The following is a 15,630-nucleotide window of genomic DNA, read 5'->3' as shown; positions in this document are numbered from 1 at the left end:
CCGATGTGCGGAATTCTCGGACTCTTCACCCCCGGCAATCCGGAACCGGTGGCCCGCCACCGACTGGCGGCCATGGCCGAGGCGCTGGTCCATCGCGGCCCCGACGACGAGGGCTTCTTCACCGCCCCCGGCATCGGCCTGGGCTTCCGCCGGCTGGCCATCGTCGATCTGGCGGCGGGCAACCAGCCGGTCTTCAGCGCCGACGGCACCGTGGTCTCCGTGTGCAACGGCGAGATCTACAACCACGGGGAGCTTCGCGCCGAGCTTGAGCGGCGCGGCCACCGCTTCCGCACCCGCGCCGACACCGAGGTGCTGCCGGCCCTCTACCAGGAATACGGGCCGGAGTTCGCCGCCCGCATGAACGGGCAATTCGCCTTCGCCGTCTACGACCTCACCCGCCGCCGGCTGGTGCTGGGCCGCGACCATGTCGGCATCGCTCCCCTGTTCCTCGCCGACACCGCCGAGGGGCTGGTCTTCGGGTCGGAGATCAAGGCGCTGCTGCGCCATCCGGCGGTGCCGCGTCGGGTGGACCTGACCGGGCTGGACCAGATCCTGACCTTCCCCGGCCCGGTCAGCCCGCGCACCCTGTTCGAGGGGGTGGAGAGCCTGGAGCCGGGCACCGTGCTGGTGGTGGAATCCAGCGGCGCGCGCCGGCGCTCGGTCTATTGGGACCTCGACTATCCCGAGGCCGGCGCCATCGACGACAGCCGTCCGGCGGACTCCTGGGTGGAGGAGCTGGACGCCGCCCTGCGGCAGGCGGTGCGCTACCGGCTCCAGGCCGACGTGCCGGTCGGCGCCTATCTCAGCGGCGGGCTGGACAGCTCGCTGATCGCCGCCATCGCCGCCGACCTGACGCCGGGCGAGCGGCGCCAGACCTTCTCCATCACCTTCCGGGACGGCCGCATCGACGAGAGCCCCCACCAGCGCCTGATGGCCCGGCGGCTGGGCAGCCTCCACCACGAGACCGCCGTCGGGCCGGAGCAGATCCACGCCCATCTCGCCGACATCGTGCGCCACGCCGAGGCGCCCCTGCGGGAATCCTACAACGCCTGCTCGCTGATCCTGTCGGGGATGGTGCGCGAGCGGGGCCTGAAGGTGGTGCTGACCGGCGAGGGGGCCGACGAGCTGTTCGGCGGCTATGTCGGCTACCGGCTGGACCAGCACCGGGAGACGGACGCCGACCCCGCCGACCTCGACGCCCTGCTGGAATCCCAGCTCCGCCAGCGGCTGTGGGGCGACGCGGGATTCTTCTACGAGAAGAACTATCTGGCGGCGGCCGAGATCAAGCGGGCCCTCTATTCCCCGGCCGTGGCCGCGCGCTTCCCCGGCTTCGACTGCCTGGACCGGCCGCCGGTGGACGTCGCCCGGCTGGCCGGGCGGCACGCCTTCCACAAGCGCTCCTACCTCGATTTCAAGCTGCGCATGGCCGACCATCTGCTGGCCGACCATGGCGACCGGGTGGCCTTCGCCAACGGGGTGGAGGCCCGCTATCCCTTCCTCGACATCGGCGTGATCGAGGTGGCCCGCCGCATCCCCCCCGCCCTGATGGTCCATGGCGGCGAGGAAAAGCACCTGCTGAAGCGGCTGGCCCGCCGCTACCTGCCGCCGGAGATCGTCGAGCGCAAGAAGTTCAGCTTCGTCGCCCCGAGCAGCGCCGCGCTGCTGCGCCACGGCGTGCCGCTGGTGGAGGAACTGCTGTCGCCCGAGCGCATCCGCCGCGACGGCTATTTCGACCCCGGCACGGTGGAGCGCCTCAAGCGCCTCCACCGCGAGCCGGGGCGCGACCTCAACCAGACCTTCGAGGACGACCTGCTGATGGTGGTGCTGACCTTCGGCCTGTTCCTCGACGCCTTCGACCTGCCGGCCTTCGGCGGAACCGCCGCCCCGCAACCGCAACCGGCCGACGCCGGAGCGGACATGGAGGCCGACTGGTGAGGCCCTTCCCCCGCATTTCCGCATTCCAGCCCCGCCTCGGCGGCCCTACGAGTCCTGACGGAGTTTCCGTGTGATGCAGCGCCAAGCCTATTTCGAGCAGTTCGAGTTCCAGGCCGAGAGCCGCCCCCAGGCCGTCGCCGTCGAGACCGCCGGGCGAAGCATCACCTACGACGCCCTGAACCGGCAGGCCAACCGCGTCGCCCATGCGCTGGCGGCGCATGGGGTGACGGGCGGCGCGGTCGGCGGTGGCGCCGGCATCGTCGGGCTGTTCCTCGATCCCGGCATCGGCTGCATCGCCGCCCTGCTCGGAACCGGCAAGGCGGGGGCGGCCTTCCTGCCGCTGCCGCCCGACCTGCCGGAACGCCGGCTGGCCGCCTATCTGGACAAGGCGCGCTGCCGGGTGGTGGTGACCGACTCCGCCAACCGCCCCGCCCTGGAGGCGCGCCTCGCCGCCGCCGGGGCCGAAGCGGTCATCCTGGCGGCCGACGGCCCGGCCGGAGAACAGCCCGACCACAACCCCGGCGTCGCCGTGGGGCCGGGCGACGGCTGCTACGTCATGTTCACCTCCGGCTCGACCGGCCAGCCCAAGGCCATCCTGGGCCAGCAGCGCGGCCTCAGCCATTTCCTGCGCTGGGAGCTGGCCGAGTTCGGGCTCGGGGCGGAGACGCGCGGCTCCTGGCTGGCCCCGATCACCTTCGACGTCAGCCTGCGCGACGTGCTGGTGCCGCTGATGGCCGGCGGCACCGTCTGCGTTCCGGCGCCCGAACTGCGCGGCCAGCCCCACCGGCTGGTCGACTGGATGGCGGACTCCCGCCTGACCCTGGTCCATTGCGTGCCCACCGTGCTGCGGCTGCTGGTGCGGGAGCTGGAGCACCGCGCCCCGGCCGAAGCCCCGTTCCCCCATCTGCGCCATCTGCTGGTCGCCGGCGAGCCGCTGCTGGGCGCCGACGTGGCGGCGTGGCGGGCGGTGGCCGGCGGCGGGGCGGAGCTGGTCAACCTCTACGGTCCCTCGGAAACCACGCTGGCCAAGCTGTTCCACCGGGTGGGCGCGTTGTCCGGCGACCCGCGCCGCGTGCTGCCCATCGGCAAGCCGCTGCCCAACACCGCCGTGCTGATCCTCAACCAGGGCCGCGCCTGCGCCGCCGGCGAGATCGGCGAGATCCACATCCGCACGCCCTACCGCTCGCTCGGCTACCTCGGCGATCCCGAGCTGACCGCCGCCGCCTTTGTCCAGAACCCCCTCAGCCCCGACAAGCCGGACGTCATCTACCGCACCGGCGACCTCGGCCGCCTGCTGCCCGACGGCACCGTCGAATGCCTGGGCCGCCAGGACAACCAGGTCAAGATCAGCGGCATCCGCATCGAGCTGGCCGAGGTCGAGGCCGCCCTGCGGCAGGTGCCGGGCGTGGCGCAGGCGGCCTGCGCCGTCCATGCCGGCGCCGACCAGCGCCCGCTGCTGGCCGGCTATTACGTGCGCGCCGACGGCTCCTCCGACCCGCTGCCGGCGGACACGGTGAAGGCGGCGCTCGACCGCATCCTGCCGTCCGGCATGCAGCCGCACACCCTCATCGCCCTGGCCGACCTGCCGACCACCATCAGCGGCAAGCTGAACCGCAAGGCCCTGCCGCGGCCGGAAGCGCTCTATTACCAGGAAAGCGGCTATGTCCCGGCGGAAACCGCCACCGAGAAGGCGCTGGCCGCCGTGTGGAACGGGCTGTTCGGCATCGCCGACGCCGGGGTGACCACCCGCTTCCACGCCTTCGGCGGCGATTCCCTGCGGGCGATCCGCGCCGTGCTGGAGATCTACCAGACCTGCGGCGTCGAGGTCGCGCTGAAGGACTTCTTCGCCAACTCCACCATCCGCGAACTCGCCGCCCTGATCGACCGCGCCAAGGCCAGCGGCCCGTCCGCCCCCAAGCCGATCCCGCGCGTGCCCGACGCCCCCAGCCACCCGGCCTCGCCCGCCCAGGCGCGGCTGTGGCGGCTCGACCGCATGGGCATCGCCCCCACCGCCTACAACCTGCCCGAAGCCTACGAGCTGCGCGGACCGGTCGACGCCGCCGCGCTGGAGCAGGCCTTCCGGACCCTGATCCGCCGCCATGACTCCCTGCGCACCAGCTTCCGCGAGGAGGACGGGCAGGCCCGGCAGGTGGTGCATGCCGACCTGCCCTGGCGGCTGGAAACGATCGACCTGCGCCGGCACGCCCGGCCGGACGAGGAGGCCCACCGGCTGGCCGCCGGCAACCGCGAGCATGTGTTCGACCTGGAAAGCGGGCCGTTGCTCCACGCCGTGCTGGCCCGCCTGCCCGACGACAATGGGGCCGGGGACGGCACGCCGCGCCACGTCTTCCTCTTCAACATCCACCACATCGTCAGCGACGTCTGGTCGCTGGGCGTGCTGGTGCGCGAGCTGGCCACGGTCTACGCCGCCCTGACCCAGGGCCGCGACCCCGGCCTGCCTCCGCTGCCGATCCAACAGCGCGACGCGACGGCGTGGCAGGCCGGACGGCTGGCGGACGGCGCCCTGGAGGCCGACCGCCGCTACTGGCTGGACCGGCTCGGCGGTCCGCTGCCGGTGCTGGAGCTGCCCACCGACCGGCCGCGACCGCCGGTGCAGACCTTCAACGGCACCACGCGCCGCCTGCGCCTGCCGGCCGAGGCCACCGGCCGCCTTCTGGAACTGGCCGAGGCCCACGGCGCCACCCTGTTCGCCACCCTGACCGCGCTGACCAAGGCGCTGCTGCACCGCTACAGCGGCCAGCGCGACATCATCGTCGGCAGCCCGGTCGCCGGGCGCGACCACCCCGACCTCGACGGGCAGATCGGCTATCTCGTCAACACCCTGGCCCTGCGCGACCGGGTGGAGCCCGAAACCCCCTTCGCCGACCTGCTGGCGGCGGTCGGCCGCACGGTGGCCGACGGGCTGGCCCACCAGTCCTACCCCTTCGACAGTCTGGTCGGCGAGCTGGACCTCGCCCGCGACATGAGCCGCTCGCCGGTCTTCGACGTGATGGTGGTGGTCCAGACCTTCGGAGCGATCGACCTCGCCCTCGACGGCGCGGCGGCGCGGCCGTTCGGGCCGGAGAACGCCTGGAACTTCAGCCGCTACGATCTGGTGTTCCATTTCCAGACCGACGGCGGCGAGCTGGTGCTGGATCTCAATTACAACCAAGACCTGTTCGACGCCCCGCGCATCGCGGCGATCTGCGACCATTTCGCGGTGCTGGCCGAGGGGGCGGCGCTGGCCCCCCACACACCGGTCGGCACCCTGCCCCTGCTGAGCGGCCCCGAGCGCGCCGCCATCGCCGCTTTCGCGGCCGGCCCGGCCGCCGACCGTCCATCCCTGTCGATGGCCGCCCTGCTGTCGGAGGTGGCCGCCCGCCACCCCGGCCGCCCGGCCCTGGTGGGCGCCGACCGCAGCCTGGATCACGCCGCGCTGGAGGCGGCGACCGGCCGGCTGGCCCGGACGCTGGCCAGCCAGGGCGTGGAGCCGCGCGACCGGGTGGCGGTGCTGGCCAACCGCTCGGTGGAATCGGTGGTGGCCCTGCTGGCGATCCTGAAGGCCGGCGCGGTCTATGTGCCGCTCGACCCCGATTATCCCGCCGTCCGGCTCGCCGCCATGCTGGAGCGCGCCGAATGCCGGCTGGTGCTGGTGGACCGGCCGGGCGACGAGGTGGCACTCCCGCCCGGCAGCCCGCCGGCCCTGGCGGTGGCTCCGCTCCTGGATCCCGGCGCCACCGACCCCGACCTTCCGCTCCCCGCCGTGGCGCCGGACGAGGTGGCCTACATCATCTTCACCTCCGGCTCCACCGGCCAGCCCAAGGCGGTGATGGTCGAGCATGCCGGCTTCGTCAACATGGCGCTGGGCCAGATCGAGACCTTCGGGCTGGGGGCCGGGGACCGGGTGCTGCAATTCGCCTCCCCCTCCTTCGACGCCTCGCTGGCGAACATCTTCATGGCCCTGTTCGCCGGGGGAGCCGTCGTGCTGCCGGACAAGGCGGTCATCGAATCGGTGCCGCGCTTCCTGGAGTTCCTGGCGGCCAGCGGCACCACCGTGGCGACCCTGCCGCCCACCTACCTGCGGGCGCTGGAGCGGGCGGCGATGCCGACCCTCAAGGTGCTGATCACGGCGGGGGAGGCGGCGCCGGTGGCCGACCTGACCCACTACGCCGACCGCCTGCGCGCCTTCAACGCCTACGGCCCGACCGAGGCCTCGGTCTGCGCCACCATCCACCGGGTGAGCGGCGCCGACGCGGCGCTCGTCCGCATCCCCATCGGCCGGCCGCTGCCCAACACCAGCCTGCACATCCTGGACGGGGCGGGTCAGGCCGTGCCGGTCGGCGTGCCGGGCGAGGTGCATCTGGGCGGCGCCGGCCTCGCCCGCGGCTACCGGGGCGACGAGGCGCAGACCGCCGCCCGCTTCGTCACCGCCCCCTGGAGCGAGCGGCTGTACCGCACCGGCGACCTCGCCTGCTGGCGGCCCGACGGCGCGGTGGATTTCCTCGGCCGCGCCGACGAGCAGGTCAAGGTGTCCGGCCACCGCATCGAGCTGGGCGAGGTCGAGCAGGCGCTCCGCGGCGTTCCGGGCGTGCGCGACGCCGCCGTCGCCACCGTCACGCGGGCCGACGGCTCCCAGGCGCTGGCCGCCTACTACTGCCCAGAAGCACGGGTGGAGCTGTGGCCCTCGGTGGCGGAGTTCTTCGTCTACGACGACGTCGCCTATTCCAGCATGGCCGGCGACGAGGGCCGCAACCGCCGCTACCGCGACGCCTTCGCCCGCCATCTGCCGGGCCGCACGGTGGTGGACATCGGCACCGGCCCCTTCGCCATCCTGGCGCGGCTGGCGCTGGAGGCCGGCGCCCGCAAGGTCTACGCCATCGACCTGTTGGAAAGCACGGCGCGCAAGGCGCGGGAAACCGTCGAGCGGCTGGGCCTGTCCGACCGCATCGAGGTGATCCACGGCGACGCGCAGTCCATCACGCTGCCGGAACCGGTGGATTTCTGCATCTCCGAGATCGTAGGGGCCATCGGCGGCTCGGAGGGGGCGGCGAAGATCATCAACGGCGCCCGCCGCTTCCTGAAGGATCCGGCGCGGATGCTGCCGCAGCGCAGCCTGACCCGCATCGCCGCCGTCGGCCTGCCGGAGGGCAGCTTCGCCTACGGCTTCCCCGACATCGCCGCCCATTACGTGGAGCGGATCTTCGCCGAGGTCGGCCGCCCCTTCGACCTGCGGGTCTGCGTCAAGAACCTGCCGCGCGAGGCGATCCTTTCCACCGCCGGGATCTTCGAGGATCTCGACCACACCGGCCTCGTGCCGCTGGAGGCCGTCCACGACGGGGAGCTGGTCATCGAGCGGGCCGGGCCGGTCACCGGCCTGCTGGTCTGGCTCCAGCTCCACGTCGACGCCGACCATGTGGTGGACATCCTCGACAATCCGGGAAGCTGGCTGCCGGTCTACCTGCCGCTGGACCAGGCCCTGGACCAGGCGGGCGTCGCGGTGCGGCCGGGCGACCGCGTCCGCTTCACCGTGGCCCGCAGCCTATGCGGCAACGGCCTCAACCCCGACTTCACCGTCACCGGCCGGATCGAGCGCCAGGACGCCGAGGCGGTGCCGTTCCGGGTGGCCAGCGCCCATTTCGGCGACGGCTTCCGCGCCAGCCCCTTCTACGAGCGGCTGTTCGCCGCCGGTCCGGTGCCACGGGTGGACGCGGTGACACCGGTGGCGGTGCGCCGCCATCTGTCGCGCCGGCTGCCCTCCCACGCCGTGCCGGCCCATCTGGTGCCGTTGGACGCGCTGCCGGTGACGGTCAACGGCAAGCTCGACCGCGCCGCCCTGCCCGCCCCCGCCGCTCCGGCGGCGGCCAGCAGGCGCGATCCGGCCACCCCGGTGGAACAGGTGGTTCTGGAGGTGTGGCGGGCGATCCTGGAACGCGGCGACATCGGCGTGGACGATGATTTCTTCGGGCTGGGCGGCGATTCCATCCGCGCCATCCAGATCGTCTCCCGCCTGCGCGGGCTGGAGCTGGGGGCGGAGATCCGCGACATCTTCCAGAATCCCAGCGTCGCCCAGTTCGCCCAGGTGGTGAAGCCGCTGAAGCTGCGCGCCGACCAGGGGCCGGTGAGCGGGCCGGTGCCCCTGGCGCCGATCCAGCGCTGGTTCTTCGAGACGGTCGACGAGGACCGCCATCACTTCAACCAGGGCGTCCTGCTGCGGGCGACGGCGGGTTTCGACGCCGAAGCGCTCCGCAAGGCGCTCGACAGCCTGTGGCGCCATCACGACGCCCTGCGGACGGTCTTTCCGGCGGCCTCGGACGGCGTTTCCCTGCCCGACCCGGTCATCCTGCCGCCCGACGGCGGGCCGTCCCTGACGCTGGTCGAGCTGGGCGCCGAACCGGGCGCCGAACCGGGCGCCGACGAGGACACGGAACTGGCCGCCGCCGCCGACCGGCTGCACGCCGGTTTCCGGCTGGACAGCGGACCGCTGTTCGCCGCCCTGCTGGCGCGCGGCGCCTCCTGCGACCGGCTGCTGCTGGCCGCCCACCATCTGGTGGTGGACAGCGTGTCGTGGAGCATCCTGCTGGAGGACGTCCACACCGCCTACGCCGCCGCCCTCGCCGGAACGGTGCTGGCGCTTCCCGACAAGACCGCCTCCTACCGCGACTACACGGGGGCGTTGGCCGACATGGCCGGCGGCGCCGGCTGGAGCGGGGCGCTGGCCTACTGGAATGCGGTGGCCCCGCCCGAGCCGCTCGCCGTGGTGCCGCCCGGCCGCGCGGCGGTGCGGATGGCCGACATGGCGAGCGTCTCGGGACGGCTGGACCGCGACACCACCGCCCTGCTGCTGGGTCCGGCCCACCGCGCCTACGGCACGCGGACCGACGACCTGCTGCTGTCCGGGCTGGCGCTGGCGCTGAGCCGCCGGCTGGACCGCCGGCGCACGCTGGTGACGCTGGAATCCCACGGCCGGGAATGGCCAGCCGCCGGCAGCGACGCCGCTCCGCTTCCCGACCTGACCCGCACGGTGGGCTGGTTCACCGCCCATTACCCCTTCCTGCTCGATTCCGGGACGGACGGCGGCGGGGCCGGCGACATCGGCACGCTGGTCAAGCGGGTCAAGGAGTCGCTGCGGCAGGTGCCCGACCGGGGCTGGAGCTACGGCCTGCTGACCCGCCATCCGGCCGGGCCGGGACTGGCGCCGCTGGCCGGCCAGATCGGTTTCAACTTCCTTGGCGTGATGGGCGGCGTGATGGGCGGCGTCACGGCTGCCGGCCAGCCGGGCGGGGGATTCGCCATCGACTGGGACGCGCCGGGCCGGGCGCTCGGCGCGCGGGTCCGCCGCCCTCACCCGCTCGACATCCTCGCCATGGTGGTGGACGGGGCGCTGACGGTCGGGCTGGACTACGACAGCGCCGTGGGGCGCGAGACGGCGCAGGGGCTGCTGGACGGCTTCCTCGAAGCCCTCGCCGAAATCGTCCGCCACTGCGTCTCGCGGAGCGGCAGCGAGGCGACGCCGTCGGACTTCACCTACAAGGGGCTGTCCCTGGACGATCTGGACGCGCTGCTGCACGCCGACTGAAAGAGGGGCCGGACGCTCCCGGCCCTTCCCCTTCCCTTCCCGTGTTCCTCCGGAGATCCCGGCCCGCATGAAACTCCTAGCCCTCTTCCGGCGCGACGCGGACGTCCTGCGCTTCCGCTTCCTGCTGCTGGCGGCGATCTCCGGGCTGGCCAACGCCGCCGTGCTCGCGACCATCAACGTCGCCGCCCAGAACGTGTCGAGCAAGCAGTCCAACCTGCACAACCTGCTGCTGTTCTCGCTGGCCATCGCCATCTTCGTCGTCACCCAGAAGCGGCTGATGGTGGATGTGTGCAATCAGGTGGAGCATCTGATCCACCGGCTGCGGGTGCGGCTGCTGGAGCGGGCGCGCCACGCCGAGTTCCTGGAGATCGAGGAGATCGGCCGCTCGGAGATCTACGCCGGCCTCAGCCGCGAGACCCAGGTGATTTCCCAGGCCGCCCCCAACATCATCATCGCCGTGCAGTCGGCGGTGCTGGTGCTCTTCACCATGCTGTACATGCTGACCCTGTCGATGGCCGCCTTCCTGCTGTCGGCGGCCTTCACCACGCTGGGCGCCGCCATCCATCTGGCGCGCTCGGGCGAGGTCAAGGCCCAGCTCCGGCAAGCCTTCGCGCGCGAGAACGAGCTGGTGGAGGGCTTCACCGACATGCTCGACGGCTTCAAGGAGGTGAAGATGAGCACCACCCGCTCGCTGGAGATCGCCCAGCGGGTGGCCCATGTGTCGTCCGACGTGGCGACCCTGAAGATCCGCACCCAGACCCTGTACGCCAACGACTTCGTGATGTCGCAGGTGACCTTCTTCCTGCTGACCGGCCTGATGGTGTTCGTCGTGCCGAGCCTCAGCCAGTCCCACGTCGAATCGGTGGTGATGACCACCACCGCCAGCCTGTTCATGATCGGCCCGGTCTCCACGGTGGTCGGCGCGCTGCCCATCTTCTCCAACGCCAACACCGCCGCCGAGAGCATCCTGGAGCTGGAGGAGCGGCTGTCGCGCATCGACGTGGACCGCGACGGGGATCCCCGGCAGGCCGACCATTTCCACGGCTTCCGGCGGATCGTGCTGGACGGCCTGACCTTCCGCCACCACGCCCCGGCCGGCGATTCCGGCTTCGCGGTCGGCCCCATCGACCTGACCATCGAGCGCGGCACGGTGGTGTTCATCACCGGCGGCAACGGATCGGGCAAGACCACCTTCATCCGCCTGCTGATCGGCCTCTACCCGGCGGTGGACGGCGCCCTGCGCGTCGACGAGGAGCGCATCGGCCCGGAGAATCTGGCGGCCTACCGCAACATGTTCTCGGTCATCTTCTCCGACAACCACCTGTTCACCGAGCTGTACGGCGTGCCGGACATCGACCAGTCCGAGGCCGACGAGCTGTTCAGGCTGCTGGAGATGAGCCACAAATCCAGCCTGCGCGACCGGCGGTTCAGCACCACCCGGCTGTCGGGCGGCCAGCGCAAGCGGCTGGCGCTGATCGTGTCGCTGCTGGAGAAGCGCCCGATCTGCGTCTTCGACGAATGGGCCGCCGACCAGGATCCGCGCTTCCGCGAGAAGTTCTACCGCGTCATCCTGCCCCGCCTGCGGCAGGCCGGCATCACCGTGCTGGCCATCACCCACGACGACAAGTATTTCGACACAGCCGACGTCCATCTGCACATGGAGGACGGCCGCCTGTCCCCGGTGCCGCTGGGCGGCGTCGCGCACTGACCGCAACGCACCGGGCTTGCCGTCACGACGCTTCGCGGCCGGGCTTGTGGAAGCCCAGGTAATGCGCGACGGCCGGCGGCGTGTCGCCACGGTGGAAGGCGCGCGTCTCCTCCTGGAGGTCGGCGTCGGCGCGCGACACCCGGCGGTGCTGGCGCTGGTGCTCCGCCCAGGATTCGACGAAGAACCATTCCAGCACCCGCTCCGGATCGCCGGAATCCTGGCTGACGCCCCAGGCGTAGGCGCCGTCGCGCCGCCGTCCCTCGGCCAGACGGTGGAGCGCTTTAAGGAAGGCGGCGTGATCGGCGGCGGCGACGCGGTACTCGATGGTGATCAGCACCGGGCCACGGTCGCCGGGAACCGGCTCGGCGATCGCCGGCTCCGGCCAATGGTTCGACGGGGTCAGATCGGCCTCGCCGGACGGCAGATGGTGGCGGCGCAGGACAGCGGCCACGGCGAGCAGCGCCACGGCGCTGGCCCACAGGGTGGCGGGGACGCCGATGGCCTCCGCCAGCACGCCCCAGGCGAGGCTGCCGGCGGTCAGCGCGCCGTTGAAGACCGTCAGATAGAGCGCCAGCCCGCGCCCGCGCACCCAGTTGGGCAGGATCGCCTGGGTGGTGGCGTTCAGCGTCGTCAGCACGGCGATCCAGGCGGCGCCGGCGACCAGCAGGATCGGCACCGCCGCCCAGCGCGGCGGGGCGAGCGCGAGCAGCCCCATCACCGCCGCCGTGGCGAGGGCGGCGGCCAGCATGATGCCCTCCTGGCCCAACCGGGCGCGCAGGCGGGGCAGCAGCACGGCGCCGCCGATGGCGCCGGCCCCCACCGCGCCCAGCAGCAGGCCGTAGAAGCCGGGACCGCCGCCGAGGATGCGGCCGGCGATGATCGGCAGCAGAGCCCACAGGGCGCTCGCGGCGGCGAAGAACAGGCCGGCGCGCAGGAACACGCGGTGCAACTCGCGGCTGGCGCGGGCGTAGCGCAGCCCGGCGCGCAGCGCGCCGCCGAACTGCTCCGACAGGTCGTCGCGGGCGTCGGGCTTCCGCTTCCACCACAGCAGCGTCAGCAGCACGACGGCGTAGCTCGCCACGTCCATGCCGTAGGTGGCCGCCGCCCCGAAGGCGGTCAGGATGGCGCCGCCGGCCGCCGGGCCGATGGCGCGCGAGATGTTGACGCCCAGGCTGTTGAGGGCGACCGCCCCCTTCAGCTCGGCGCGCGGCACCAGCTCCGGCACGATGGATTGCCAGACCGGCGCCATCAGCGCGGCGCCGACGCCGCCGAGGAAGGTCAGCCCGACGATGGAGGTGACGCTGGCCGTCCCGGTCGCCGCCTGGAGCGCCAGGGTCAGGCTGACGCAGGCCAGCCCGATCTGGATCATGATCAGCATGCGCCGCCGGTCCATGATGTCCGACAGCACGCCGGCGGGGATCGCCAGCAGGAAGATCGGCAGCGTCCCCGCCGTCTGCACCAGCGCCACCATGGCCGGCGAGCCCGACAGCTCCAGCACCAGCCAGGCGCTGGCGACGTCGCGCATGAAGGTGCCGACGTTGCCGAGCACCGTCGCCATCCACAGTACGGCGAACAGCCGGTTGCGCAGCGGCGCAAAGGCGGAGGCCGGCGGCTTGGTCCCGGCTTCGGGCGCGGTGTCGGCGGTCATGAGGTCGTCCTCCCCCGCCGGTGGACCAGCGCCGCCGCCGCGGCGAAGCCGCCGACGATGGCGAGATGCTCCAGGAAGGTGGCGGCCTGCCGCGCCCGGTCGAGCCCCTCGAAGGTCCAGAAGGCGTGGGCGATCAGCGTCGCCGCCACCGTGAAGCCGGCCAGCAGCCCGGCGCCGAGCCAGCACCAGCGGCGCGTCAGGAACAGCGCGCTACCGCCCAGCTGCGTGACGATCACCGCCGCCGCGACCAGCGCCGGGGAGCCGAGCCCGAGCCCAGCGGCCTCCGCCGTCGCCCCGCCGAAATCGAGCAGCTTCACGAGGCCGCTGACCGCGTAGGGGCTCGCCAGCGCCAGCCGCGCCAACAGGTCGAGACCCGGCCAGCCGAGGATCCCGGCGATCGGCGCCGGGGCGCCGTCATGGCCTGCATCGCCGGACAGCCGGCCCAATGTTCCGCTCATCGCGGCGCCTCCCTTCCCGTCCGCATCGTCACACCGCCCAGCAGCCGCAGCCGAAGGCGCCCCAGAAGCCGCGGACGTCGGCCACCGGCAGGTTGGCGCCCAGCGCCGCCGCGTGGTCGTGGCCGTGCACCGCGCAGCCGGACTGACAGCCGCAGGACGCCGCTTGCCGCTGCGTCACCTTGGGATCCCGCTGCTGGTGATAGCCGCCGAAGGTGGCCACCGGCGACCAGTCGGGCATCGGCTTGGGCAGCGGCGGGGCGAGCGGGCCGTAATCGCCCGAGCCGTGCACCGGCTTGCCGCCCAGCAGGGTCAGCACCGAGCGGATGTGCGGAATGCGGTCCTCCGGCACCGACAGGTAGTCGTCGCTGAGCAGCACCGCGTCGGCGAGCTGGCCGGCCTTGATCTGCCCCTTCTTGCCCTGGTCGTTGGAGAACCAGCTGTTGGCCTCGGTCCACAGCCGCAGCGCCGTCTCGCGGTCGAGCCGGTTGGCGACCGGGTAGAGCCCGAGCCCGCCGACGGTCTTGCCGGTGACCAGCCAGGACAGCGAGACCCACGGGTTGTAGCTGGCAACGCGGGTCGCGTCGGTGCCGGCGCCGACCGGCACCCCGGCCGCCAGCATCTTCGCCACCGGCGGCGTCGCCTCCGCCGCCTTGGCGCCGTAGCGCTCGACGAAATACTCGCCCTGGTAGGCCATGCGGTGCTGCACGGCGATGCCGCCGCCGAGCGCGGCGATGCGGTCGATGTTGCGGTCGCTGATCGTCTCGGCGTGGTCGAAGAACCAGTTCAGGCCCTGGAGGGGGACGTCGCGGTTGACCTTTTCGAAGACGTCGAGCGCGCGGGTGATGGTCTCGTCGTAGGTGGCGTGCAGCCGCCACGGCCAGCGCTGCTCGGCGAGCAGGCGGACGACCGGCTCAAGCTCGGCCTCCATGTTCGGCGGCATCTCGGGCCGCGCGACACGGAAATCCTCGAAGTCGGCGGCGGAATAGACCAGCATCTCGCCGGCGCCGTTCAGGCGGTAGGTGTCGTCGCCGTGGCCCGGCTTGACCTGCTTGGACCAGCTCGCGAAGTCGGACAGCTCGTCCTTCGGCTTCTGGGTGAACAGGTTGTAGGCGATGCGCAGCGTCATCTCGCCGTCGGCGTGCAGCTTCTCGATGACCGCGTAGTCGTCGGGGTAGTTCTGGTAGCCGCCGCCGGCGTCGATCACGCTGGTGACGCCCAGCCCGTTCAGCTCGCGCATGAAATGCCTGGTCGAGTTGACCTGGTACTCGGGCGGCAGCTTCGGCCCCTTGGCCAGCGTCGCGTAGAGGATCGTCGCGTTGGGCTGGGCCAGCAGCAGGCCGGTCGGGTTGCCGGCCGCGTCGCGCACGATCTCGCCGCCCGGCGGGTTGGGCGTGTCCTTGCCGTAGCCGACGGCGCGGAGTGCGGCGGCGTTCAGCAGGGCGCGGTCGTAGAGGTGCAGGATGAAGACGGGCGTGTCGGGGGCGGCGGCGTTCAGCTCCTCGATGGTCGGCAGGCGCTTCTCGGCGAACTGGTGCTCGGTGAAGCCGCCGACGACGCGCACCCATTGCGGGGCCGGCGTGTTGGCGACCTGCCGACGCAGCATCGCCATGGCGTCGGCCAGCGAGGGCACGCCGTCCCAGCGCAGCTCCATGTTGTAGTTCAGCCCGCCCCGGATGACGTGGATGTGGCTGTCGATCAGGCCGGGGATCAGCCGACGCCCCTTGGCGTCGATCACGGCGGCGTCGGGGGCGGCCGCGCGCGCCTCGGCCTCGCTGCCGACGGCGAGGAAGCGGCCGTCGCGGATCGCCACCGCCTCGGCGACCGGGTTGGCGCGGTCGAGCGTGGTGACCTTGGCGTTGACGAGAATCAGGTCGGTGGACGGCATGGCGGCTCTTCCGGGTCGGGATCCGAGGGTGATCAGAGGGGAGGACAGGATAGGGGCGGCAAGCAGGGAGGTCGCGGCGGCTCCGGCCATCGCCCGGCGGCGGGTCGGCCCGCTCATGCGTGGCCCCCTGGAGAATGGCCGGGGGGCCGCTGGTCCGCCGGAACGTCCTTCCCGGCCTGCGGGCCAAGGACGTGGCGCGCGCAGTCGCCCTGGATGAAGGCGAGCACCGGCTGGCCGGCGATCAGCCGCTTGGCGACCGGGACGATCTGCTCGCCGACCAGCATGCCGAGCAGCCCGATCAGGGCGATGGTCGGCGGGGCCGGCGAGCGCACCCCGATCAGCGCGTAGATGACGCCGACCAGCAGGCCGGCGCCCAGGGAAAGGAGATAGGGCATCATGGCGTTCCGTCCTGGGTCTTGG

General features: G+C 72.6%; 7 protein-coding genes. 3 read left to right on the top strand and 4 right to left on the bottom strand.

Features of this window, described 5'->3' with window-relative positions; all coding sequences use genetic code 11:
• The first annotated feature begins 3 nt into the window (after positions 1-3).
• The 3 genes from asnB to J2847_RS04835 all read left to right on the top strand — a co-directional run bounded on the left by asnB (position 4) and on the right by J2847_RS04835 (position 11,219).
• Entirely contained in the window at positions 4-1,935 is a 1,932-nt protein-coding gene (asnB, locus tag J2847_RS04845; RefSeq protein WP_209777414.1) for an asparagine synthase (glutamine-hydrolyzing), read from the top strand.
• A 73-nt stretch (positions 1,936-2,008) separates the two neighbouring features.
• Positions 2,009-9,511: a non-ribosomal peptide synthetase gene (locus J2847_RS04840; RefSeq protein WP_209777412.1), complete on the top strand. Its 7,503-nt coding sequence runs from the start codon at positions 2,009-2,011 to the stop codon at positions 9,509-9,511.
• Between the two features lie 67 nt (positions 9,512-9,578).
• On the top strand, positions 9,579-11,219 hold the full coding sequence (locus J2847_RS04835) for a cyclic peptide export ABC transporter (protein WP_209777410.1): 1,641 nt from the start codon (positions 9,579-9,581) through the stop codon (positions 11,217-11,219).
• A gap of 22 nt (positions 11,220-11,241) precedes the next feature.
• On the opposite strand, the gene J2847_RS04830 is transcribed toward J2847_RS04835, so the two are convergent.
• The 4 genes from J2847_RS04830 to J2847_RS04815 form a co-directional block, all read right to left on the bottom strand.
• Positions 11,242-12,867 carry an MFS transporter gene (locus J2847_RS04830; RefSeq protein WP_209777409.1) on the bottom strand — a complete coding sequence of 542 codons (1,626 nt, stop codon included), beginning with the start codon at positions 12,865-12,867 and terminating at the stop codon, positions 11,242-11,244.
• Positions 12,864-13,325 (bottom strand): DoxX family protein, encoded by a 462-nt coding sequence (locus J2847_RS04825; protein WP_209777407.1) that lies wholly within the window; start codon positions 13,323-13,325, stop codon positions 12,864-12,866. The genes J2847_RS04830 and J2847_RS04825 overlap by 4 nt, the downstream gene beginning before the upstream one ends.
• Before the next feature lie 28 nt (positions 13,326-13,353).
• Positions 13,354-15,210 carry an amidohydrolase gene (locus J2847_RS04820; protein WP_233474293.1) on the bottom strand — a complete coding sequence of 619 codons (1,857 nt, stop codon included), beginning with the start codon at positions 15,208-15,210 and terminating at the stop codon, positions 13,354-13,356.
• 113 nt (positions 15,211-15,323) lie between these two features.
• The gene (locus J2847_RS04815; RefSeq protein ID WP_209777404.1) at positions 15,324-15,608 is read right to left on the bottom strand and encodes a XapX domain-containing protein; all 285 of its coding nucleotides are present in this window, start codon (positions 15,606-15,608) and stop codon (positions 15,324-15,326) included.
• Between the last annotated feature and the right edge of the window lie 22 nt (positions 15,609-15,630).

This window comes from Azospirillum agricola, from assembly GCF_017876095.1.
In the GTDB taxonomy this organism is placed as follows: Bacteria; Pseudomonadota; Alphaproteobacteria; order Azospirillales; family Azospirillaceae; genus Azospirillum; species Azospirillum agricola.
The sequence above is the reverse complement of the archived record's forward strand: the minus strand, read 5'-3'. Positions and strand labels throughout refer to the sequence as shown.